The following is a 22109-nucleotide window of genomic DNA, read 5'->3' as shown; positions in this document are numbered from 1 at the left end:
TTAAGCTGCCCGAGAGGAAGGGGCCGGAAATCAGTCCGGCGCGCCGTCGCCCCGCCCGACGCCCGTATAGACGAGGCCGGCCCGGCGGGCTTCCTCGGGCGGATAGACGTTGCGCAGGTCGATCAGCGCCGGGTGGGCGAGGAGGCCGGCGACGCGCTTGAGATCGAGCGCGCGGAACGCGTTCCACTCCGTCACCAGCACCAGCGCGTCGGCGCCGTCGGCCACCGCATAGGGATCACTGGCGAATTCGACATGGGGGAGGAGCGGGCGGGCCTGATCATGCCCTTCGGGATCGAAGGCGCGGATCTTCGCGCCGGCATCCTCCAGCGTCTGGATCAGCGCGAGCGAGGGGGCGTCACGCATGTCATCGGTATTGGGCTTGAAGGTCAGGCCGAGCACGCCGACCGTCTTGCCGCGCACATCGCCGCCCATCGCCTTGATGACCTTGCGGCCCATCGCGCGCTTGCGGGCGTCGTTCACCTTCACGGTCGCTTCGACGATGCGCAGCGGCGTTTCGTGATCGTCGGCCGTCTTGAGCAGCGCCAGCGTGTCCTTGGGAAAGCAGGAGCCGCCATAGCCGGGGCCGGCATGGAGGAATTTGGAGCCGATGCGATTGTCGAGGCCGATGCCGCGCGCGACCTGCTGGACGTCCGCGCCGGCCACTTCGCAGAGGTCCGCGATCTCGTTGATGAAAGTGATCTTCACCGCCAGGAAGGCATTGGCGGCATATTTGATCAGTTCCGACGTCCGGCGGCCGGTGAAGACCAGCGGCGCCTGGTTGAGATAGAGCGGGCGATAGATTTCCTGCATCACGCCGCGCGCTTCTTCGTCCTCGATACCGATGACGATGCGGTCGGGCCGCTTGAAATCCTCGATCGCGGCGCCTTCGCGCAGGAATTCGGGGTTGGAGACGACCCAGGCGGTGGCATCGGGCGCGACTTCGCGGATGATGCGTTCCACCTCGTCGCCGGTGCCGACCGGGACGGTGGACTTGGTGACGACCACCGTCGGCCCGTCGATCGCGGCGGCGATTTCGTGGGTGGCGGCGAACACATAGGACAGATCGGCATGGCCATCGCCACGGCGGGAAGGCGTGCCGACCGCGATGAACACCGCGTCCGCGCCGCTGACCGCGGTCGCCAGATCGGTGGTGAAAGCGAGGCGGCCGGCGCGGACATTGCTGGCGACGAGCGTATCGAGGCCGGGTTCGTAGATCGGCATCCGGCCCGCTTCGAGCGCGGCGATCTTGCCGGCATCCTTGTCGACGCAGACAACATCGTGGCCGAAATCCGCGAAGCAGGCCCCGGACACCAGGCCGACATAGCCGGTGCCGATCATCGCAATACGCATCGAGGGTCGTGTCCCTTCGCTAACCGTGAGGCGGGTTCCGCTACCATTGATCCTTGCTGCACCGCAACCACCGCACGGCGATTCGAGCGGTGGGCATGATGACGGGTGCGGACATCAGGTTGAGGAAGTTGAGGCTTGCCACCGGCGCCGGCCCGACCGCCCCGGAACGAGTCGATTGCCCCACCGAAAGCGCGGGCATCAGCGGACGCTAGCCGGTTGCCGGGCGGTAGGACAGCGGCGGGTGGGCGATCGCACCCACCCGGCCGCCTTCATTCGCGGGGCGTGAGCCCGCCGCCGAGCGCGACATAGAGCGACACCAGATTGGTGAGTTCTGCCCGCCGCAGCTGGATGAGCGTCTGTTCGGCCGAGAACAGGTTACGTTCGGCGTCGAGCACCTCGATATATTGCGCCACGCCGTTGAGGTAGCGCGAGCGCGCCAGTTCAGCGAGCTGGCGCTGCGCGGCGGCGGCGCGTTCCTGCGCGGCGACCTGATCGGCAAGGTAGCGCCGCCCGGCCAGCGCGTCGGCGACTTCGCGGAACGCCGTCTGGATCGTCTTTTCATAGGTGGCGACCGCGATATTCTCCCGCGCCTCGGCGACGGTGAGATTGCCCTTGGTGCGCCCCCAATCGAAGATCGGCAGGCTGATCGACGGGCCGAAGCTCCACACGAAGCCATCGTCGTCGAACAGGCCGTCGAGTTCGGTGGAGGCGAAGCCGGCCGATCCGGTGAGGCTGATCGTCGGGAAGAAGGCCGCGCGTGCCGCGCCGACATTCGCGCGGGCCGCACGCAGCTGTTCTTCGGCGGCGAGAATGTCCGGCCGGTTGTTGAGCAGATCGGATGGCAGGCCCGGGCCGATATCGCGGATGATGCCCTGACGGGCCATCGGCAGCGCTTCGGGCAGGTTTTCCGGCACCGGCTGGCCGATCAGCACATAAGAGAAGTTGCGGGTCTGCGCGCGGGCGAGGCGCAGATTGGCCAGTTCGGTTTCGGCCTGGGTCAACAGCGTTTCGGCCTGACGATAATCGAGCGCCGAGGTGACCCCGGCATCGAGGCGCAGGCGGGCGATCCGCAGCCCTTCCTTGCGGCTGGCGAGCGTGCGTTCGGCCAGCGCGATCCGTTCGGCCTGTTCGCGGGCCTGCAGATAATTGATCGCGACATCGCGGATCAACGACAGGCGGAAGGCGCGTTCGGCCGCCACCGTCGACAGATAATTGGCGCGCGCGGCTTCCGACAGGCTGGCGACGCGGCCCCAGAAATCCAGTTCGAACGCGGTGACGCCGACCTGAACATCATAGCGATCGGCCGTCGCCGCGCCGCCGACCGTGCCGACGCCGGGAATCTCGAACGGGGCCGTGTTGGTCCGCGCCCGCGCGGCGCTGCCGCCGACATCGACCTGGGGCAGGCGGGCCGCGCCCTCGATGCGATATTGCCCGCGCGCTTCCTGGATCCGCGCGACCGAGATGCGCAGATCGCGATTATTCTCCAGCGCCATCTCGATCACCGCCTGCAGGCGGGGATCGGTGAAGAAATCCTGCCAGCCGATCTCGGTCGCCATGCGGCTGCCGGCATCGGGCAGATAATCGACCGGATAGCTTTCCGCCGCCGGGAAGGGTGGGCGGACATGCTTGGGCGCCATCGAGCAGCCGGCCAGCGCAGTGGCCAGCGCGAGCGGGACGGCGAAGCGGAGGGCGCTGCGCTTAAACATTGACGCCCTCCTCCGCATGGGCGGCGCCCGGGGCGTGGGGCGGCTTCTTGGTCAGCCAGCGGCGCACCAGCAGGTAGAAGAGCGGGATGAAGAAGATGCCGAGGATGGTGGCAGCGATCATCCCGCCCATCACGCCGGTGCCGACCGCGCGCCGGCTGGCGGCGCCCGCGCCCGTGGAGATGAACAAAGGCACCATGCCGAGGATGAAGGCCATCGACGTCATGATGATCGGCCGCAGGCGCAGCTTCACCGCCTGCAGGGTGGCGTGGAGCACATCTTCCCCTTCGGCTTCGCGCTCGATCGCGAATTCGACGATCAGGATCGCATTCTTGGCGGCAAGGCCGATGATCGTGATCAGGCCGACGTTGAAATAGACGTCGGCGGACAGGCCCCGCATCATCGAGAAGAGCACCGCGCCGAGCACACCGAGCGGCACGACCAGCAGCACCGCGACGGGCACCGACCAGCTTTCATACAGCGCGGCGAGCAGCAGGAAGACGACGATCAGCGACAGGCCGAGCAGCGCGCCGACCTGGCCGGCGGACTGGCGTTCCTCATAAGAGGTGCCGGTCCATTCGAAATCGAAACCTTCGGGCAATTGCTGGGCGAGCCGTTCCATCTCGTCCATCGCTTCGCCCGACGAGCGGCCGGGGGCGGCCTGACCCGAGATCGTCATTGCCGGATAGCCATTATAGCGCTGGAGCTGCGGCGAGCCCGACGTCCACCGTGCGGCGGTAAAGGCGCCGAAGGGCACCATCTGCCCGGCGGAATTGCGCACGCGCAGGTTGAGCACGTCTTCCGGCGTCATCCGCGCGCGGGCATCGGCCTGCAGCATCACCTTGAGGATGCGGCCGTCATGCGTGAAATCGTTCGCATAGGCCGAGCCGAAGGCGATCGACAGCGTGGCGTTGACGTCGCCGATCGACAGGCCGAGCGCGCGCGCCTTGACCCGATCGATCTCCACCTTGAGCTGGGGCCCGTCTTCCTGACCTTCCGGGCGGACGCCGGCGAGGATCGGGCTCTGGCTGGCGAGGCCCAGCATCATGTTGCGCGCCTCGACCAGCTTTTCATGGCCCATCGCGCTGCGATCCTGCAGCATGAAGGTGAAGCCGCTGGCATTGCCGAGTTCGCGGATCGGCGGCGGATTGATCGTGAAGATCATCGCCTGCTTGGCCTGCATCAGCGTGCCGAACGCCTTGTTGACGAAGGTATCGATTGAATTTTCGACGCCCTTGCGTTCCTTCCAGTCCTTCAACGCGACGAACATCATCGCCGTGTTCTGGCCCTGGCCGAAGAAGCTGAAGCCCCGGATCAGCACATAATGGCTGACCTGCGGCTGCTGGGCATAATAGGCCTTGGTCTGCGCGATCGCTTCCTCGGTCCGTTCCAGCGTTGCGCCGGCGGGGGCCTGGATGATCGTGATCGCATAGCCCTGATCCTCGCTCGGCAGGAAGCTGCTCGGCAGGCGCAGGAAGAGGAGGGCGATGAGCCCGACAAGCGCGAGGAAGATGGCGAGCCAGCGCATCGGGCGCGACAGGATGCGGCCGACGCTGCCCTGATAGCGATCGGTGGTCCGGCCGAACCAGCCATTGAACCGATCGAAGAAGCGCTGCAGCCAGGGCAGGCGCCGCTTGGCGTTGGGATCATGCGGCTTCAGCATCGTCGCGCACAGCGCCGGCGTGAGCGTGAGCGCCAGCAGGGCCGAGAAGGCGATCGACACGACCAGCGTGATCGAGAACTGGCGATAGATGCCGCCGGTAGAGCCGGGGAAGAAGGCCATCGGCACGAACACCGCCATCAGCACCAGCGTGATGCCGACGATGGCCGTGGTGATCTGGCCCATCGCCTTGATCGTCGCGAGGCGCGGCGAAAGATGCTCCTCCGTCATGATGCGTTCGACATTTTCGATCACGACGATCGCGTCGTCGACGAGGATGCCGATCGCCAGCACCATGCCGAACAGCGTGAGCACGTTGATCGAGAAGCCGAACAGCCAGAGGCCGAGGCAGGCGCCGGCCAGCGCGATCGGCACGACCAGCGTCGGGATCAGCGTCGCCCGCAGATTCTGCAGGAAGAGGAACATGACGAGGAAGACGAGCAGCATCGCTTCGCCCAGCGTCTTGACCACCTCTTCCACCGAGATGCGGATGAACGGCGTGGTATCGTAGGGGACTGACCAGGTGATATCCGGCGGGAAGCTCTTTTCGAGCTCCTTCATCCGTTCGCGCACGCCTTCGGCCGTCTTGAGCGCATTGGCGCCCGGCACGGTGACGACCGCGATGCCTGCCATCGGCTGGCCCGAAAGCTCGGTGCCGATGCCATAGCTTTGCGCGCCCAGTTCCACCTTGGCGACGTCGCCCAGCCGGATCGTCGAGCCATCCGGGTTGGCGCGCAGGATGATGTTGCGGAACTGATCCGCATTGGTGAAGCGATTCTGCGCGATGATCGTCGCGTTGAGCTCGCTGCCCTTGGCGATCGGCTGATCGCCGAGCTGGCCGCCCGCGGTCTGGCTATTCTGTTCCTGCACCGCGGCGAGCGCCTCGGCCGCCGACATCTTGTAGCCGGCGAGCTTGTCGGGATCGAGCCAGACGCGCATCGCATATTCGGAACCGAGCAGGCGCAGATCGCCGACGCCCGGCACGCGGCGCAGTTCGTCGATCACCTTGGCCGAGGCGAGGTTGCCGAGCGCGAGCTTGTCCGTGCCGCCGCTTTTCGACGAGATCGCCATGATCATCAGGAAGCCCGAGGTCGCCTTGTTGACCTGGATGCCCTGGCGGCGGACTTCTTCGGGCAGGCGCTGTTCGACGCGGCGGAGGCGGTTGTTCACCTCCATCTGCGCGACGTCGAGATCGGTGCCCGAGCGGAAGGTGACGGTGATGCTCGCCGTGCCGTTCGACTGGCTGTTGGAGAGCATGTAGAGGAAGCCCTCGACGCCGTTCAGCTCCTGCTCGATCACCTGGGTGACGTTGGTGGAGAGCGTCTGGGCGTCGGCGCCGGGATAGGTGACGCTGACTGTCAGCGACGGTGGCGCCACGCTGGGATATTGTTCGATCGGCAGGCCGCGCAGCGCCATGATACCGGCGAGCGCGATGCCCAGCGCGATCACCCAGGCGAAGATCGGGCGATCGATGAAGAAACGGGCGAACATCGGATCAGCGCCCCGTGGCGGGAGCGGTGGCGGGCTTGGCGCCCGGCTTGGTGCCCGGCTGGCCGGCGGCCTGGCCGGCGGGCGGACTGATCGTCACCGGCTGGCCGGGGCGCACCTTCTGCAGGCCGTTGACGATCACGCGATCGCCGGTCTTCAGCCCTTCGGTCACCACCCACGAATTGCCCTGGAGATTGCCGACCTTGATCGGCCGCGCGGTTGCGATGTTGTTCGGCCCGACGATGACCACCGCCGCGCCCTGCTGGCTGATCTGCACGGCGCGTTGCGGCACGAGGATGCCGTTGGGGTTGATGCCCGCTTCCACCCGCGCGCGGACGAACTGGCCGGGCAGCAGGATGCGCTGCCGGTTGGGGAATTCGGCGCGCAGCGAGACGGTGCCGGTCGATTCGTCGACCGCCATGTCGAGGAAGTCGAGATGGCCGGCGGGCGCATAGGTGCTGCCGTCCTCGAGGATCAGCGTCACCGAGACGCGATCGAGATTGCTCGCCTGGATCGCCCCGGTCGACATCTGGCGGCGGACCTGGAGCAGTTCGCTGCTCGACTGCGAGAAATTGACATAAACCGGATCGAGCTGTTCGACCGTCGTCATCAGCGTTGCCGATCCGGCGCTGACCAGCGCGCCTTCGGTCACCTGCGCGCGGCCGGCGCGGCCGGCGATCGGCGAGGTGACGAGCGTGTAGTTGAGATCGAGCCGGGCGCGATCGAGCGCCGCGCGGGCCGAGGCGACATCCGCCTCGAACTGGCGGGCCTGGGCGACGGCGGCGTCATATTCCTGGTTGCTGATCGCCTGCTGCTTGACCAGCGGCGCATAGCGGCCGACGACGGCGCGGGCATTGGCGGCGCCCGCCTCGGCACGGGCAAGGGCGGCCGCAGCGCTGTTGTACGACGCCTGATTCTGGCGCGGATCGATGCGGAACAGCGGCTGGTTGGCGCCGACATCGGTGCCTTCTTCATACAGGCGGCGTTCGACGATGCCGTCGACGCGGGCGCGGACCTCGGCCGTGCGGACCGCCTGGACGCGGCCGGGCAGCTCGATCACGTTGGTCACGGCACTGGGCGCGACGGTGATGATGTCGACCGCGGGCGGCGGTGGTGTCTGTTGCGGCTGACCACCGCAGGCGGAAAGAAGGACAAGCCCCGCCAAAGCGGCGAGGCGCCGCGGCGTTTCCCCAATGACAGCGCGCATGCGCACCAACGCTCCCTTGCAAGCCTGGCCGATCGGGAGACCGGCCGAATACATCGTTGCGCAAACGACCCGGAGAGTCGATTGCGCTTGTGAATTTTGTGTAATGTAGGCTACACTACGCGTCAAGCGATCGATGACGCAGCGCACAACGTGAGAGGAAAATGCGCGGTTCCACAACGTCGTCCGAAAAAAAGGACGAACCCGACCGGCGCGAACGCCGCCGGCTGGCGATGCTCAATGCCGCCCGCGAATTGTTCGTGGAGCGGGGCTATGATGCCGTCAGCCTGTCCGAGATCGTCAAGCGATCGGGCGGGTCGCTCGCCACGCTCTACGAACTGTTTGAAAACAAGGCGGGGTTGCTGGGCGCGATCGTCGCCAACAAGCGTTTCGGCACGCATGAGCAGATCGACGCGCTGATCGCGCGCGGCGGGGTGCCGGCCGAGATGCTGAAGGGCGTCGCCGAGATCCTGATCGAGAATTTCTCCGAACCCGAAACGGTGGGCATGATCCGCGTCGTGATGGGCGAAACGCTGCGCGATCCGGGCTTTGCAGAAGCGATCTTCAAGGCTTCGCACGTCCCCTCGGTCGAGCGGATCGCCGAATTGTTTGCGGACTGGAATGCCAGCGGCCGCGCGGTTATTCCCGATCCGATGCTGGCGGTGCACCTCTTTTTCGGCCTGACGGTTCATCGCGCCCAGAACCGCGCGATTTTCGGCGAGCTGGCGGATGCGACCCAGCCCCCGCCCGAACGGCTGGTCGCGGAGGCGACGGCGCTGTTCACCAGCTTTTACAAGATCGAGGGTGCGGAGACGACGTGAGCGAGGAAATGGCACCGGCGATTCCGGCGGCGACGCTGGTGATGATGCGCCCGCGCGACAAGGCGCCGCCCGAACTGCTGATGATCGAGCGGGCAGGCACGATGGCCTTTGCTGCGGGTGCGCTGGTATTCCCCGGCGGCCGCATCGATCCCGGTGACGAGGCGCTGGCCGCGAACGAAGCCGTGGTCGGCGCAAGCGTGCCGGATGACGCCGCCGCGCGGATCGCGGCGATTCGCGAATCGATCGAGGAAGTGGGCATCGCGATCGGGATCGTCCCGCCGCCCGATCATGCCGCGACCGCCGCGATCCGCGAGGCGCTGGCCGAGGGGGGCGATCTGGGCGCGCTGCTGGCCGCCGGCGGCTGGACCATCGATCTGGACGCGCTGGTGCCGTTCGCGCGCTGGCGACCCAATTTCAAGGAAACGCGCCTTTTCGACACGCGCTTCTATCTGGCGGTGGCACCGGCGGACGCCGAACCCGACGCCGATGGCGGTGAGAGCGTGCATGCCCTGTGGATCGGCGCTGGCGAGGCGCTGGACGGGGCGGCCGAGGGGCGTTTTCGCGTGATCTTCCCGACGCGCCGCAATCTTGAGCGGCTGGCCTTGTTCGCCGATTTCGGTGAAGCCCGTGCCCATGCCGCTCAATTCGCGATCGAGCCGGTGACCCCGTGGGTGGAGGACCGCGATGGCGAGAAGTTCCTCTGCATCCGGGCGGACCTGGGCTATCCCGTCACCGCATCGCCGCTGGCCAACGAATTGCGCGGCTGACACGAAAAAGCCCGCCATCCGAGGGGAGGGCGGGCTGTTCCGTTCAGGCTGATGCCGGAATCAGGCTTCGGCGGTCGCCGCATCGCCACGCGGGCGGCGGGTGCGACGCTTGGGCTTTTCCTCGGCAGCGGCTTCGCCATTTTCGTCATTGGCGGCTTCACCGGCCAGCGACGGGGGCAGGCGATCGACCTCGATCCGTTCGACCGCTTCGCCTTCGGGTGCGCGGCGCGGACGGCCACGGCGACGCGGCGCTTCTTCCGCAGCCGGCTCGGGCGCGGTTTCGGCAGCGGCGACGGGAGCCTCCACCGCCTCGACCGGCGCTTCATCGCGCGGCTGGCGGAATTCGCGCGGGCGGCGATCTTCGCGCGGTCCACGATCTTCACGCGGGGCGCGCTGATCGCGGCGGTCCTGATCGCGCCGATCCTGATCCCGACGGTCGCGGAAATTGCGTTCGCCGGTCTCGCCTTGCTGGCGATCATCGTCGCGGTCGGTGGCGCCGGCGGCTTCCGCTTCGTCGCCATCATCCTCGAAATCACCATTTTCATAGCGATCGCGACGCTGCTGTTGCTGCTGTTCGTCGACGCGCGGCCGGCTTTCCGCCAGCACGCGGAAATAATGGTCCGCGAACTGCAGATAATATTCGGTCATGACCCGATCGCCCTGGGTCTGGGCGTCACGCGCGAGCGTCTTGTATTTCTCGAGCAGCTGGGCGGCATTGCCCCGCGCGCGATTATCGATCCGGTTGCCGCCCTGGTTGTTGCCGCCCTGCCGGGGCGCGCCACCGCGTCCACGGCGGCGGCCGTTCTGACGATTGTTGATCAACGTTTCGCTGCCTTCGTCACTGGTGGTCGTTCGTCGCCACTCCCAATCCGGGCCCGCCCCGGACCTTTCGGATTTCCGCCCTCGAAGGGCACGGCAGGCCAGCCGCAACGCCGCACGCGGCGTGCAACCGCCTATCGCAAAACCGGCGCCGCATCAGCGGACAACACGGCAAAGCCATCGGGGGTCGGCGGGGGTTCTTACAGCCTAATGCTTCACGAAGCCCCCAGTCCTGATGCCCGATGTAGTGGCTTGGGCAGCCGATTCCAAGGGAAAATATGTGCGGTGCGACGATCCGCCGTCAGCCGTGGACGAGAATGCAACGATCGCGCCCGGCGAGATCCTGCCGCACCGAACAGCGCAAGCCCTGCGCGGTGAACAGCGCGGTGACGGCCAGGGCCTGAAGGTGGCCGATCTCGATCGCGGCCAGCCCGCCGGGGGCGATGAGCCGGCCGAGCATCGGCGTGATCCGGCGATAATCGTCGAGCCCTTCGGCACCCGCGAACAAGGCGGAATGCGGTTCATGATCAACCACATCGCGGGCCAGGGCGGCATCGGTTTCGACATAAGGCGGGTTGCACAGGACGAGATCGAAGCGCGCGTCGATCCCGTTCGCCCAATCGCCGGGCTGGAAGCGGGCGCGGCCATCCATGCCGAGATCATGGGCGTTCTGCCGGGCAAAGCCGAGCGCGGCTTCCGACGCGTCGACGCCGAGCCCGGTGGCCGCCGGCCATTCGGCGAGTGCGGCGAGCAGCAGGGTGCCCGGCCCGGTGCCGAGATCGATGATGCTGGCCGGGCCCTGACGGCCGAAATGTTCGACGGCGGCCTCGATCAGCGTCTCGCTGTCGGGGCGGGGAATCAGGGCGCCGGGGCCGACCGCCAGTTCGATCGTCCAGAAGGCGCGCCGGCCGGTGAGATAGGCGACGGGCTCACCGCGCGCGCGCCGATCCGCCAGCGCGGCGAAGGCGGCGGGTGCCGGCGCATCGAGATGGCAGAGCAGCATCGCTTCGCGGGTCAGCCCCAGCGCATGCGCCATCAGCAGCTCGGCATCGAGCCGGGGCGTATCGCTGGCGGAAAGGCGCGCGGATGCGGCCGTGATCGCCTGGCGGGCGGTTTCAGGCGGCATCCAGATTGGCCAGCCGCGCGGCTTCGTCCTCGGCGATCAGCGCGGAGATCAGTTCGTCCAGCCCCGGCCCTTCCAGAATTTCCGACAGGCGGTGGAGCGTCAGGTTGATCCGGTGGTCGGTGACGCGGCCTTGCGGGAAATTATAGGTGCGGATCCGTTCGGAGCGATCGCCCGAACCGACCATCGCCTTGCGTTCGCCCGCCCGCGCGCTCGCCAGCCGTTCGCGCTCCTGCTCGTAGAGCCGGGTGCGGAGCACCTTGAGGGCCTTCGCCTTGTTCTTGTGCTGCGACTTTTCGTCCTGCTGGATGACGACGAGGCCGGTCGGAAGGTGGGTGATGCGGACCGCGCTGTCGGTGGTGTTGACCGACTGGCCGCCGGGCCCCGACGAGCGATAGACGTCGATACGCAGATCCTTGTCGTCGATCTGGACGTCGACCTCCTCGGCCTCGGGCAGCACCGCCACCGTCGCGGCCGAGGTGTGGATGCGCCCGCCGCTTTCGGTGGCCGGCACGCGCTGGACGCGGTGGACCCCGCTTTCGAACTTCAGCCGGGCGAACACGCCCGCGCCGGTGACCGAGGCGACGACTTCCTTATAGCCGCCCAGTTCGGCCGCATTGGCGGAGATCAGTTCCACCTTCCAGCCGCGATCCTCGGCATAACGCTGGTACATGCGGAACAGATCGCCCGCGAACAAGGCCGCTTCGTCGCCGCCGGTGCCGGCGCGGATTTCGAGCATCGCCGCGCGTTCGTCCGCCGCGTCGCGCGGCAGCAGGCTGACGGCCAGCGAGCGTTCGGCATCGGGCAGCCGTTCGCGGATCGCTGCCGATTCCTCCTCGGCCATCTCGCGAATCTCGGCATCGGCGTCCGGGTCCGCCATCATGTGCTGGAGATTGGCGAGTTCGGCCCGCAGCCGGCGCACTTCGCCCGCCGCTGCCGCCACCGGCTCCAGCTCGGCATATTCCTTGGACACGGCGACGAAGCGATCGGCGGTGAGATCGCCGCGCGCCATCATCGCCTGCAATTCATCGCGCCGGGCCTCGATCTGCGCGATCCGCGCGGGGGGGATGGAAACCATCAGCCGGCCAGCGCCTGCGCGAGGGCAGGGATCGCGACATTCTGCTGCGTGCCATCGACGAGATTCTTGAGCGCGACCTCGCCCCGGGCGAGCTCGTCATCGCCGATGATGACCGCGAAGCGGGCGCCCCTGGCATCGGCCTTCTGCATCCGCTTCTTCATATTGCCCTTGAAGGCCATGTCGCAGGCGATGCCGGCGCGGCGCAGATCGGCGATGATGCCGGTGGCAGCCAGTTCGGCGGCGGCGCCCATCGGCACGACCGCGACCGCGATCGTTTCGGCAGCCGGTGCATCAATCAGCATCGCCAGCCGCTCGATTCCCGCCGCCCAGCCGACCGCGGGGGTGGGCTGGCCGCCCAGCGCCTCGATCAGCCCGTCATAGCGGCCGCCGCCGAGCACGGTGCCCTGCGCGCCCAGCCGATCGGTGATGAATTCGAACGCGGTGTGGCGGTAATAATCGAGCCCGCGCACCAGCGCGCCGTTGCGGACATAGGGTACGCCGGCCGCCTGCAGGCCCTTTTGCACGGCATCGAAGAAGGCGCCGGCTTCGGCCGACAGATAATCGTCGATCACCGGCGCGGCATCGGCCACCGGGCGATCGCGCTTGTCCTTCGAATCGAGGATGCGCAGCGGATTCTTGGCCAGCCGCTCGACGCTTTCCTCGGACAGCGCATCGCGATGCGCCTCGAAATGCTTCACCAGCGCCGTCCGCCACGCTTCGCGCGTTTCGGCATCGCCCAGCGTGTTGAGGGTCAGCGTGACGCCGTCGGCCACGCCCAGTTCGCGCAGCAACTGATCGGCGAAGACCAGCAGTTCGACATCCGCCGCGGGCTCCGCCGCGCCGATCACTTCGGCATCGAGCTGGTGGAACTGGCGGAAACGCCCCTTTTGCGGCCGTTCATAACGGAATAGCGGGCCGTGCGTCGCCACCTTGAGCGGGGCATGCTGTTGCCAGCCATTGGTGAGGAAGGCGCGCGAGATGCCGGCGGTGAATTCCGGCCGGAGCGTCAGCGAATCGCCGCCGCGATCCTCGAAGGAATACATTTCCTTCGACACCACGTCGGTGGTTTCGCCGAGCGAGCGCGCAAACACCGCCGTCGCTTCGAACACGGGCACCTCGACCCGGCCGAAGCCGTAGAGGCGGCGCACCTTATCGAATGTTTCGACCACCTTGGCGAAGCGCTGAACATCCTCACCCAGCATGTCCTGGGTGCCGCGAATGGCCTGGGGCGTGACGATCTTGGTCATGGGCCGCGGCCCTAGAACAACTCGTGGCCGGAAAAAAGCGGTCGATGCGGCTTGACCCGTCACAAAGGGGGACTATTGCGCCGCACCATGAACATCGAACTGATTCCGACGGGCGATAATCCGCCCGAGAGCCTGAACGTCATCATCGAGGTGCCCGTTGGCGGCGAACCGGTGAAGTACGAGTTCGACAAGAAGTCGGGCGCGCTGTTCGTCGATCGCATCCTGCACACGCCGATGCGCTATCCGGCCAATTACGGCTTCGTGCCGCACACGCTTTCGCCCGATGGCGATCCGCTCGACGCGCTGGTGATCGCGCGTTCGCCCTTCATCCCCGGCAGCGTGGTGCGCGTGCGCCCGATCGCCGTGCTGAAGCTGGAAGACGAAGCGGGCGGCGACGAGAAGCTGCTGACCGTGCCGGTGGACGCGACCTTCCCTTATTATGAGAAGGTGGACGAGCGCGAGCATCTGCCCGCGATCGTGATGCAGCAGATCGAGCATTTCTTCACCCACTATAAGGATCTCGAATCCAACAAGTGGGTGCGGATCGGCGCCTGGGGCGATGCCGCCGAAGCCAAGCAGATCATCCTCGAAGCGATCGAGGCCTATAAGGCGGACAAGGCCAAGTCGGCCGCCTGAACCCTGTCCCCCTCCCAGACGGGAGGGGAACAGTGACCACGCCTGAGGGGTTTAGCCCCTCATGGCAGATCGCGATTCCAGCGATTTCGTCGATCTCGCCGCGCTCGACCGCGCGGCGAATCGGGCGACGAGGCCGGTCGAGACATCCCGGCAATCCACCGTACGCACGCCCCCTGTGCGCACCGCGCTGGCGGCGGGCGTGGCGATATTGGCATCGCTGATCGGGCTGATCCTGCTGGCCTGGGCGATATTGTTCGTCACCAAGGGCCGATTCCTGAAGCCGACATTCGAGCGGCTGGCGAGCAGCACGGCGGAGCGCGAGGTGCGCGTTGCCGGCGATTTTCAATTCTATTTCAATCCGATCGACCTCAGGTTCGTGGCCGAGGGGCTGAGCGTGGCCAACCCCGGCTGGACGAGCGAGCGCCATTTGTTCACGGCGCGCCACATCCAGCTCGATGGCGCAACGCTGCCTTTCCTGTTCGGCACCCGGCGGATCCATCGCCTCGACCTTGCCGACGGCCATCTCGACCTCGAATGGGATCGAACCGGGCGGCACAATAGCTGGACGCTGGGTGATCCGGCGCGGAAGGGCGAGCCGCTGGACCTGCCGGTGATCCGCAGCGCGACGATTCGGGGCACGACGGTGCGCTATCGCGATCCCCGGATGCGGCTGGCCGCGGATGTGCGCGTCGATGCGATCCGCGCGGCCGAAACGCGCGTGGCGAACGACGTGCGCTTCGCCGGCCGGGGCACGTTGCGCGGCCGGCCGTTCATGCTTTCGGGCGCGTTGCTTTCGCCCAACGAGACGGTGGGCGGCGGCCGCAACCGGCTGACCTTCCATGCCGAGGGGATGCGCACCGTGATGGACGTTGCGGGCACGCTGCCGGCGGCGACGCAGATCGACGGCGCCGATCTGCGGCTGGCGGTGCGCGGCGACAATCTGGCGCATCTGTTCGACCTGATGGGCGTCGCGATTCCCGAGACGCGTGCCTATCGTATGACATCGGCGGTGACCCGCGACGATGGCGTGTGGCGTTTCACCGGGTTGAAGGGCCGATTCGGCGCCAGCGACCTTTCCGGCCGGATGGATATCGCCATGCCCGACGATCGCCTGCGGATCGATGCGGTGCTGCGATCCGAAAAGGTGGACATCATCGATATCGGCCCGTTCGTCGGCTATGATCCGCAACGGCTGGCGGCCGAGGGCAAGGCGGGCGCGCTCCGCCAGGTGAACGGCGCGCCCCGCGTGCTGCCCGACGCACCGTTGCGCATCGATGCGATTCGCGGGTTCGATGCCCATGTCGATTATGCCGTCCGCACCATCCGGGCGGATAATCTGCCGGTATCCAATGTCGCGCTGACGCTGGACCTGAACCGCAGCCTGCTTCGGCTGTCACCGCTCAGCTTCGATCTCGCGGGCGGGCATCTCGCCTCCGATATCGCGATCAACGCCCGCGTGCGGCCGGTGCTGACCGATTATGACATCCGTCTGGCGCCGACGCCGATGGCGCGGCTGCTGAAGGGCTGGGGCGTCGAGCAATCGGGCACCAGCGGCGTGCTGAAGGCGCGCGCGCAGTTGAAGGGACGGGGCGAAACCGTGCATGAATCGCTGGCGACGGCGGATGGCCGCATCGCCATCATCCTGCCCGCCGGTAGCCTGTGGACGCGCAACATCCAGCTGTCCGAACTCGATATCGGAACCTTCATCACCAAGATGTTCGAGGACAAGCTGAAGAAGCCGGTCGAGATCAATTGCGGGCTGATCGCCTTCACGGTGCGGCAAGGCATCGCGGCGGCCGATCCGATCCTGATCGACACGCGCAAGAATGTGATGATCGGGCGCGGCGGATTCAGTTTTCGCGACGAATCGCTCGACGTCCGCTTCCGCGCCGACAGCAAGAAGTTCAGCCTGTTTTCGGCGCAGTCGCCGGTGGCGGTGAACGGCTATTTCGCGCGGCCCGGCTATAATATCATCAGCCCGGAATTGCTGGCGCGGGGCGGGGCGGGGATCGGCCTCGCCGCGCTGGTGACGCCGCCGGCGGCCGTGCTGGCCTTCGTCGATGTCGGCGATGCCAAAGCGGCGGCCTGCGGCCCGGTGCTGGCAGGCGCGCAGGCGACCGCGCAACGCACCACCAAGGGCAAGCCGCGCAAGGATGTCGGCAGCGGGCGACCGGACGGGCGCTAGAGCGCTTTCCAGGCAGGTGGAATCACCTGCTGACCCGGAAAGCGCGGTCAACAAAGAGCTTAGAGCATTCGAGCCGACGCAGATCGGATCGGAAACTGCTCTAAGGCGCCGTTCAGCCGATCAGCAGCGATCGTGCCGCGTCGAGCAGGGCGGCATCGCCGACGGCGATCACCTGGCCGTCGCTGTCGCGGGTCAGTGGCTGGCCCTGCCAGTCGCGCATGACGCCACCGGCGCCTTCGACCACGGGGACCAGCGCTGCGAGATCGTAGAGCTTGAGGCCGCCTTCCACCACGCAATCGAGATGGCCCGACGCGAGCAGCGCGTAATTGTAGCAATCGCCACCCCACAGCGTATCGCGTGCGGCATCCGATAGGCGATCGAATCCCGCTTTCTCGACATCGGTGAACAGGCGCGGGCCAGTGGTGGCAAGATGCGCGTCGGCAATGCGCGCGCAGGCGCGGGTGCTGGCAGGCACGCCGTTGAGCAGGGTCGGGTGCCCCGTCGCGCCGATCCAGCGTTCGCCGCTGATCGGCTGGTCGATCACGCCCAGCACCGGCACGCCGCCTTCGATCAATGCGATCAGCGTGCCGAAGATCGGGCGCCCGGCGATGAAGCTGCGCGTGCCATCGATCGGATCGAGCACCCAGAGCCGGTCGGCGCCTTCGCGGGCATTGCCATATTCTTCGCCGATGATGCCGTCGGCCGGGCGCTCATCCTCCAGAATCGCGCGAATCGCGGCCTCGGCGGCACGATCGGCCTGGGTGACGGGCGAGGCATCGTCCTTCGTCTCGATCTCGAAACGGGCACGGAAATAGGGGCGGATGGCCGCCCCGGCAGCGTCGGCGAGGCGGTGGGCCAGAGCGATGTCGGCGTCGATCATGCTGTTGCCGTAGCCGCTGGCGGGGATTCGCGATAGGCATGGTCGCGTGAATCATCAGCCACGCCAAACTCTTGTTGCCGCACCGATACATAGCGGGGATGCGAGTTCCCCGGTGGGGTGGCCGCTTCTCCCCGCATTGGCACTGGCCCTGCTGCTCGGCCTGATCAACCACGTCGGCTATATCGGCGGCGGCGGTGACGATTGGCACTATCTGGAGGCGGCGCGTTGCATCGTCGCCCATGGTTTCTGCCTGCCGGAAACCCATTGGGCCGCGCGATTGCCGATGACCCTTCCCACGGCTGGCGCCATTGCGCTGTTCGGCGAATCGCGCCCCACATTATGGCTGACGCCAATATTCTACGGGGCGATCGGCCTTTTCGCTTTCACTGCGATCGTGGGGCGCAGATTCGGACCAATGGCAGCAGGGATTGCCGCCTTTGTGCTGGTCGCGACGCCGACATTTGGTGGCCAGTTGCTTGCACTCAACGTCGGCATCGTCGAATTCGGCTGGGTGATGGCAGCGTTATTCTGTCTGGACAGGGCAACGATCGGCGGTGACCGGCGCTGGGGCGTCGCAGCAGGACTGTTGCTAGGGCTTGCGATGTTGAGCCGAACGACGACCGCCGTGTTGATGCCGATCCTCGCCGTCGCGTTGTGGGCGGGCGGGCAACGCCGGTTGTTGCCAGCAATGATCGGCGGCTGGCTGGTGCTGCTGATGCTCGAGGCTGGCGGCTATTGGCTGGCGACCGGCAACCCGGCGCATAGCTGGTCGCTCGCAATGGGCCATAGCAAGCTGCCGACGACCGCGCTGCCGCCCGGTGTCGACCTGACCCGTAGCCCGTTGTTCAACCCGGAATTTATTAGCAACTGGCACCGGGCGATGGGAATTCACGTCCACTGGACGATCGACGGCCTGCTCAACCTTTTGTTCGACCCGACCATCGGCCCGACGTTGTTGGCGGCGCTTGCCCTCGTCATGTTGCATCGCCGGGACATAGCGCCCGGCGGCATGGTTGGCGCGGCGCCATTGTGGCTGCTGCTCGCCGGCGCAACTTATTTTGGTGGATTGGCTTATGCCTTGGCGGTCGATCCGCAGCCACGGATGTTCTTGCCGGTTGCGGCTTGTGGCGCGGCGATTATCGGCGTTCTAGGTGCGCGAAGCTGGCTGGCTGGCGGTCGGCTCCTGATTGCTGCCGTGTTGGCAATGTTGGCCATCAATGCCGTGACGGTGGCATTCGCCAGGAGTTTTGACCTTAGCCGAATTGAGCGAACGGCATCGGCCTGGACGGCCGAGGCGCCCGATCGCATGGCCATGGACGAAACCGCGCGCCGTGTGCTGACGCTTGCTCCGGCGATCCGGTCGCTGCCGTCCCATCCTGCAAAGGGGCGCGACCGCATGATGCTGATTACGCGCAATCGCTGCCCTGCGGATATCAGGGCAGCGAACGGAGTGGCCTGGCCGCGCGCGCGGCAGGCGCTGTTCCCCGATTCGCACCAGCGCGACGCCTATCGGCTATGCGAATTCCGCGCGGCCTAAGGCCGGTCAGGCCTGATCGGGGGCGGTTGCTTCCTTGGCCAGTAGCGCGATCGCCTCGTCGAGCGGGAGGACGGACTGGGCCTGTTCGCCCAAGCGACGGACGGCGACGGTGCCTTCTTCCGCCTCGCGCCGGCCGACGACGAACATCGCCGGCACCTTGGCGAGCGAATGCTCGCGGACCTTGTAGTTGATCTTCTCGTTGCGGGTGTCGACTTCGGCGCGGATGCCGGCGGCGCGCAGGCGATCGACCACCTGATCGGCATAGCCGTCGGCGTCCGAGACGATCGTCGCCACCACCGCCTGCACGGGGGCGAGCCAGGCCGGGAGCTTGCCGGCGAAATGTTCGATCAGGATGCCGATGAAGCGTTCATAGGAGCCGAAGATCGCGCGGTGGAGCATCACCGGGCGATGGCGTTCGCCATCTTCGCCGACATAAGAGGCGTCGAGCCGTTCGGGCAGCACGCGATCCGACTGGATGGTGCCGACCTGCCAGGTACGGCCGATCGCATCGGTGAGATGCCATTCGAGCTTGGGCGCGTAGAAGGCGCCTTCGCCGGGCAGTTCTTCCCACCCATATTCCGGCGTGTTGAGGCCGGCGGCGGCGACCGCGTCGCGCAGTTCCGATTCGGCCTTATCCCACATCTCCTCGGTGCCGAACCGCTTTTCGGGGCGCAGCGCGAGCTTGATCGAATAGGTGAAGCCGAAATCCTTGTAGACCCGGTCGGCGAGCGCGCAGAAGGCCCGCACCTCATCGACGATCTGATCTTCGCGGCAGAAGATGTGCGCGTCATCCTGCGTGAACTGGCGCACGCGCATCAACCCGTGGAGCGCGCCATGCGGCTCGTTGCGGTGGCAGCAGCCATTTTCGTAGAGGCGCAACGGCAGATCGCGATAGGATTTGATGCCCTGGCGGAAGATCAGCACGTGCGCCGGGCAGTTCATCGGCTTCAGCGCCATCCAGTCGGCATCGGAGGAGACGATCGGGCCCTCATCGTCGACATTGGGCACTTCGTCGGGGATGACGAACATGTTTTCGCGATATTTGCCCCAGTGGCCGGACTGTTCCCACTGGCGGGCGTCCATCACCTGCGGGGTCTTGACCTCGCGATAGCCCGCGCCGTCGATCGCGCGGCGCATATAGGCTTCCAGCTCGCGCCAGATGCGATAGCCCTTGGGGTGCCAGAAGACGCTGCCATGCGCTTCCTGCTGCAGATGGAACAGGTCCATCTCCGCACCCAGCCTGCGATGATCGCGCTTGGCGGCTTCCTCCAGCTTGTGGAGATGCGCGTCGAGCTGCTTCTTGTTGAGCCAGCCGGTGCCGTAGATGCGCGTCAGCTGCGCGTTACGCTGGTCGCCGCGCCAATAGGCGCCCGCGACGCGCATCAGCTTGAAGGCTTGCGGGTCGAGCTTGCCCGTCGAGGCAAGGTGCGGGCCACGGCACATGTCGAGCCAGTCGCTGCCCGACCAATAGACGGTCAGTTCCTCGCCTTCCGGCAGCTCCTTGGCCCATTCGGCCTTGAAGCTTTCGCCTTCGGCTTGCCATTTGTCGATCAGCCGCTGGCGGCTCCACACCTCGCGGCGCAGCGGCTTGTCGGCACGGATGATCTCGCGCATCTTCTCTTCGATCGCGGGCAGATCGTCCATCGAGAAGGGCTCGCGCGAAGCCGGGGCCATCACGTCATAATAAAAGCCGTCGTCGGTGGCGGGACCAAAGGTGATCTGCGTGCCGGGAAAGAGCGCCTGCACCGCTTCGGCCAGCACATGCGCGAAATCGTGACGGGCGAGTTCGAGCGCGTCGGCCTCGTCCTTCGCGGTCACCAGCGCGAGCGCGGCATCGGCCTCGATCGGCCGGTTGATATCGCGCAGCTCGCCGTCGACGCGGGCCGCGAGCGCGGCCTTGGCGAGGCCCGGGCCGATCGCCGCCGCGATGTCAGCCGGGGTGGTGCCGGCGGCGACTTCGCGCACGGACCCATCCGGAAGGCTGATCTTGATCATGGCGGACATCGGCTGAAGCATCCCTGAGACTGGAGAAAACGCGCGCTTATGCCCGCGATGGCGGCGAAAGGGCAAGCGCGCTAGGGATGAGCGATGAGCAATCCCGATTTTCTCGCCCGGCCCGATGGCCTCCGGCTCGCTTATCGCCACCGCACGGGCTGGGGGCCGACGATCGTCTTCCTGCCCGGCTACATGTCCGACATGGAAGGCGGCAAGGCAACCGCGCTGGACGCCTGGGCCGCCGAAACCGGGCGTGCGATGCTGCGGCTCGATTATGCCGGCTGCGGGGCCAGCGAGGGGCGGTTCGCCGATGGCACGCTGGCGAGCTGGCGCGACGATGTGCTGCACGCGATCGATTCGCTGGTCGAAGGCCCGGTGCTGCTGGTCGGATCATCGATGGGTGGCTGGCTGATGCTGCTGGTCGCGCTGGCCCGGCCGGATCGGGTGACGGGGCTGGTGGGCGTGGCCGCCGCGCCCGATTTCACCGAATGGGGTTTCGACGATGAGGACAAGGCGCGGCTGAAGCGTGACGGCCGGATCGAGGAACATAGCGAATATTCGGACGAGCCTTATCTGACGACGCTCGCTTTCTGGGAAAGCGGGCAGGCCAACCGGCTGCTGGGCGACGGCATCGGCTTTGACGGGCCGGTGCGGCTGATTCAGGGGCAGCAGGACGACGATGTGCCCTGGCTGATCGCGGTGAAGCTGGCGGCGGCGCTCCGTTCAGCCGACGTGCAGACGCTGTTGATCAAGGACGGCGACCACCGCCTGTCGCGGGGCGAGGATATTGCCCGGCTGATCGCGACGGTGGACGAGATATTGGAGCGCCTGTGATCCTGTCCCTTTTCCTCGCCTTGCAGGTCGGCCCCGTCGCCCCGGTGACGGTCGATCCCGCGCAGAAGCGTTTCGAGGCCTGCGCCGCGCTGGTGAAGAGCGACCCCGCCAAGGCGGTGGCCGAGGCGGAGGCGTGGCGCAATGGCGGCGGCCTGCCGGCGAAGATGTGCCTGGGCCTCGCTTATTCCGCGCAGGAACGATGGGGGCCGGCGGCGATCGCCTTTGAGCAGGCGGCGAAGGAGGCGGGGATCCAGCGCGATGGCCGCGCGGCCAATCTGTGGGTGCAGGCGGGCAATGCCGCCCTGGCCGGCGATGATCCGGCGATGGCGCGCAACCATTTCGATCGGGCGCTGGCCTTGCCGGTTCTGTCCGACGAGATGCGCGGCGAGACCCATCTCGATCGCGCGCGCGCCGATGTGGCGATCGGCAATCTCGGCGATGCGCGGGCCGATCTCGACCGGGCGGTGAAGCTGGTGCCGGGCGATCCGATGGCCTGGCTGCTCTCCGCCACGCTCGCCCGCCGGCAGAATGATCTGCCGCGCGCGACCAGGGACATTAATGAGGCGGCCCGGCTGGCGCCGCAGGAAGCGCCCGTCGCGTTCGAACAGGGCAATATCGCGCAGCTTGCGGGCCGGACCGACGAGGCGAAGGCCGCGTGGACGCGGGCGGCGACGCTGGCACCCGAAAGCGATGCCGGGCAGGCCGCGATTCTGGCGCTGAAGGGCGGCGCGCCGCAGCCGTGATCGGCAAGGTGTGTGGCGCGCCTTGCGCCAGCCAATGAT

General features: G+C 67.0%; 17 protein-coding genes. 7 read left to right on the top strand and 10 right to left on the bottom strand.

Going from position 1 to position 22109, the window contains the following annotated elements:
- Positions 1 to 30 precede the first annotated feature (30 nt).
- From CHB74_RS10440 to CHB74_RS10425, 4 genes are all read right to left on the bottom strand, one after another.
- On the bottom strand, positions 31 to 1350 hold the full coding sequence (locus tag CHB74_RS10440; protein WP_089219570.1) for a UDP-glucose dehydrogenase family protein: 1320 nt from the start codon (positions 1348 to 1350) through the stop codon (positions 31 to 33).
- Positions 1351 to 1619: 269 nt separating this feature from the next.
- Positions 1620 to 3056, bottom strand: coding sequence for an efflux transporter outer membrane subunit (locus tag CHB74_RS10435; protein ID WP_089219569.1), 1437 nt, complete (start codon positions 3054 to 3056; stop codon positions 1620 to 1622).
- Positions 3049 to 6204 carry an efflux RND transporter permease subunit gene (locus tag CHB74_RS10430; protein ID WP_089219568.1) on the bottom strand — a complete coding sequence of 1052 codons (3156 nt, stop codon included), beginning with the start codon at positions 6202 to 6204 and terminating at the stop codon, positions 3049 to 3051. Before CHB74_RS10430 ends, CHB74_RS10435 begins: the two co-directional genes overlap by 8 nt.
- A 4-nt stretch (positions 6205 to 6208) precedes the next feature.
- Complete coding sequence (locus tag CHB74_RS10425; protein ID WP_179220801.1) at positions 6209 to 7408, bottom strand: efflux RND transporter periplasmic adaptor subunit; 1200 nt, start codon at positions 7406 to 7408, stop codon at positions 6209 to 6211.
- Between the two features lie 161 nt (positions 7409 to 7569).
- On the opposite strand from CHB74_RS10425, the gene CHB74_RS10420 reads away from it, so the two are divergent.
- Entirely contained in the window at positions 7570 to 8226 is a 657-nt protein-coding gene (locus tag CHB74_RS10420; RefSeq protein WP_089219566.1) for a TetR/AcrR family transcriptional regulator, read from the top strand.
- On the top strand, positions 8223 to 8993 hold the full coding sequence (locus tag CHB74_RS10415) for an NUDIX hydrolase (RefSeq protein WP_245842815.1): 771 nt from the start codon (positions 8223 to 8225) through the stop codon (positions 8991 to 8993). Before CHB74_RS10420 ends, CHB74_RS10415 begins: the two co-directional genes overlap by 4 nt.
- Positions 8994 to 9053: 60 nt before the next feature.
- Here CHB74_RS10415 and CHB74_RS10410 read toward each other — a convergent pair whose 3' ends face one another.
- The 4 genes from CHB74_RS10410 to hisS form a co-directional block, all read right to left on the bottom strand.
- Entirely contained in the window at positions 9054 to 9815 is a 762-nt protein-coding gene (locus tag CHB74_RS10410; RefSeq protein ID WP_089219565.1) for a DUF4167 domain-containing protein, read from the bottom strand.
- A 298-nt stretch (positions 9816 to 10113) separates the two neighbouring features.
- Positions 10114 to 10938: a peptide chain release factor N(5)-glutamine methyltransferase gene (gene prmC / locus CHB74_RS10405; RefSeq protein ID WP_089219564.1), complete on the bottom strand. Its 825-nt coding sequence runs from the start codon at positions 10936 to 10938 to the stop codon at positions 10114 to 10116.
- Positions 10928 to 12013: a peptide chain release factor 1 gene (prfA, locus tag CHB74_RS10400; protein WP_089219563.1), complete on the bottom strand. Its 1086-nt coding sequence runs from the start codon at positions 12011 to 12013 to the stop codon at positions 10928 to 10930. The genes prmC and prfA overlap by 11 nt, the downstream gene beginning before the upstream one ends.
- On the bottom strand, positions 12013 to 13260 hold the full coding sequence (hisS, locus tag CHB74_RS10395) for a histidine--tRNA ligase (RefSeq protein WP_089219562.1): 1248 nt from the start codon (positions 13258 to 13260) through the stop codon (positions 12013 to 12015). Before hisS ends, prfA begins: the two co-directional genes overlap by 1 nt.
- Before the next feature lie 87 nt (positions 13261 to 13347).
- On the opposite strand from hisS, the gene ppa reads away from it, so the two are divergent.
- Positions 13348 to 13896, top strand: a complete 549-nt coding sequence (ppa, locus tag CHB74_RS10390; protein WP_089219561.1) for an inorganic diphosphatase — start codon at positions 13348 to 13350, stop codon at positions 13894 to 13896.
- A gap of 61 nt (positions 13897 to 13957) precedes the next feature.
- The gene (locus CHB74_RS10385; protein WP_089219560.1) at positions 13958 to 16081 is read left to right on the top strand and encodes an AsmA family protein; all 2124 of its coding nucleotides are present in this window, start codon (positions 13958 to 13960) and stop codon (positions 16079 to 16081) included.
- A 112-nt stretch (positions 16082 to 16193) separates the two neighbouring features.
- On the opposite strand, the gene hisN is transcribed toward CHB74_RS10385, so the two are convergent.
- Positions 16194 to 16961, bottom strand: coding sequence for a histidinol-phosphatase (hisN, locus tag CHB74_RS10380; protein ID WP_089219559.1), 768 nt, complete (start codon positions 16959 to 16961; stop codon positions 16194 to 16196).
- Positions 16962 to 17244: 283 nt separating this feature from the next.
- Between hisN and CHB74_RS10375 the strand changes: the two genes are divergently transcribed.
- On the top strand, positions 17245 to 18498 hold the full coding sequence (locus CHB74_RS10375) for a glycosyltransferase family 39 protein (protein WP_144033767.1): 1254 nt from the start codon (positions 17245 to 17247) through the stop codon (positions 18496 to 18498).
- A gap of 6 nt (positions 18499 to 18504) precedes the next feature.
- Here the strand turns inward: CHB74_RS10375 and thrS are convergent, their stop codons facing one another.
- Complete coding sequence (gene thrS, locus CHB74_RS10370; RefSeq protein ID WP_089219608.1) at positions 18505 to 20502, bottom strand: threonine--tRNA ligase; 1998 nt, start codon at positions 20500 to 20502, stop codon at positions 18505 to 18507.
- Between the two features lie 84 nt (positions 20503 to 20586).
- On the opposite strand from thrS, the gene CHB74_RS10365 reads away from it, so the two are divergent.
- Together CHB74_RS10365 and CHB74_RS10360 are read left to right on the top strand one after the other, a co-directional pair.
- Positions 20587 to 21327: an alpha/beta fold hydrolase gene (locus tag CHB74_RS10365; protein WP_089219557.1), complete on the top strand. Its 741-nt coding sequence runs from the start codon at positions 20587 to 20589 to the stop codon at positions 21325 to 21327.
- Positions 21324 to 22070 carry a tetratricopeptide repeat protein gene (locus CHB74_RS10360; RefSeq protein WP_179220800.1) on the top strand — a complete coding sequence of 249 codons (747 nt, stop codon included), beginning with the start codon at positions 21324 to 21326 and terminating at the stop codon, positions 22068 to 22070. Before CHB74_RS10365 ends, CHB74_RS10360 begins: the two co-directional genes overlap by 4 nt.
- Positions 22071 to 22109 lie beyond the last annotated feature (39 nt).

The organism is Edaphosphingomonas laterariae (assembly GCF_900188165.1).
In the GTDB taxonomy this organism is placed as follows: Bacteria; Pseudomonadota; Alphaproteobacteria; order Sphingomonadales; family Sphingomonadaceae; genus Sphingomonas_E; species Sphingomonas_E laterariae.
This window is presented reverse-complemented; position numbering and strand designations above follow the sequence as displayed.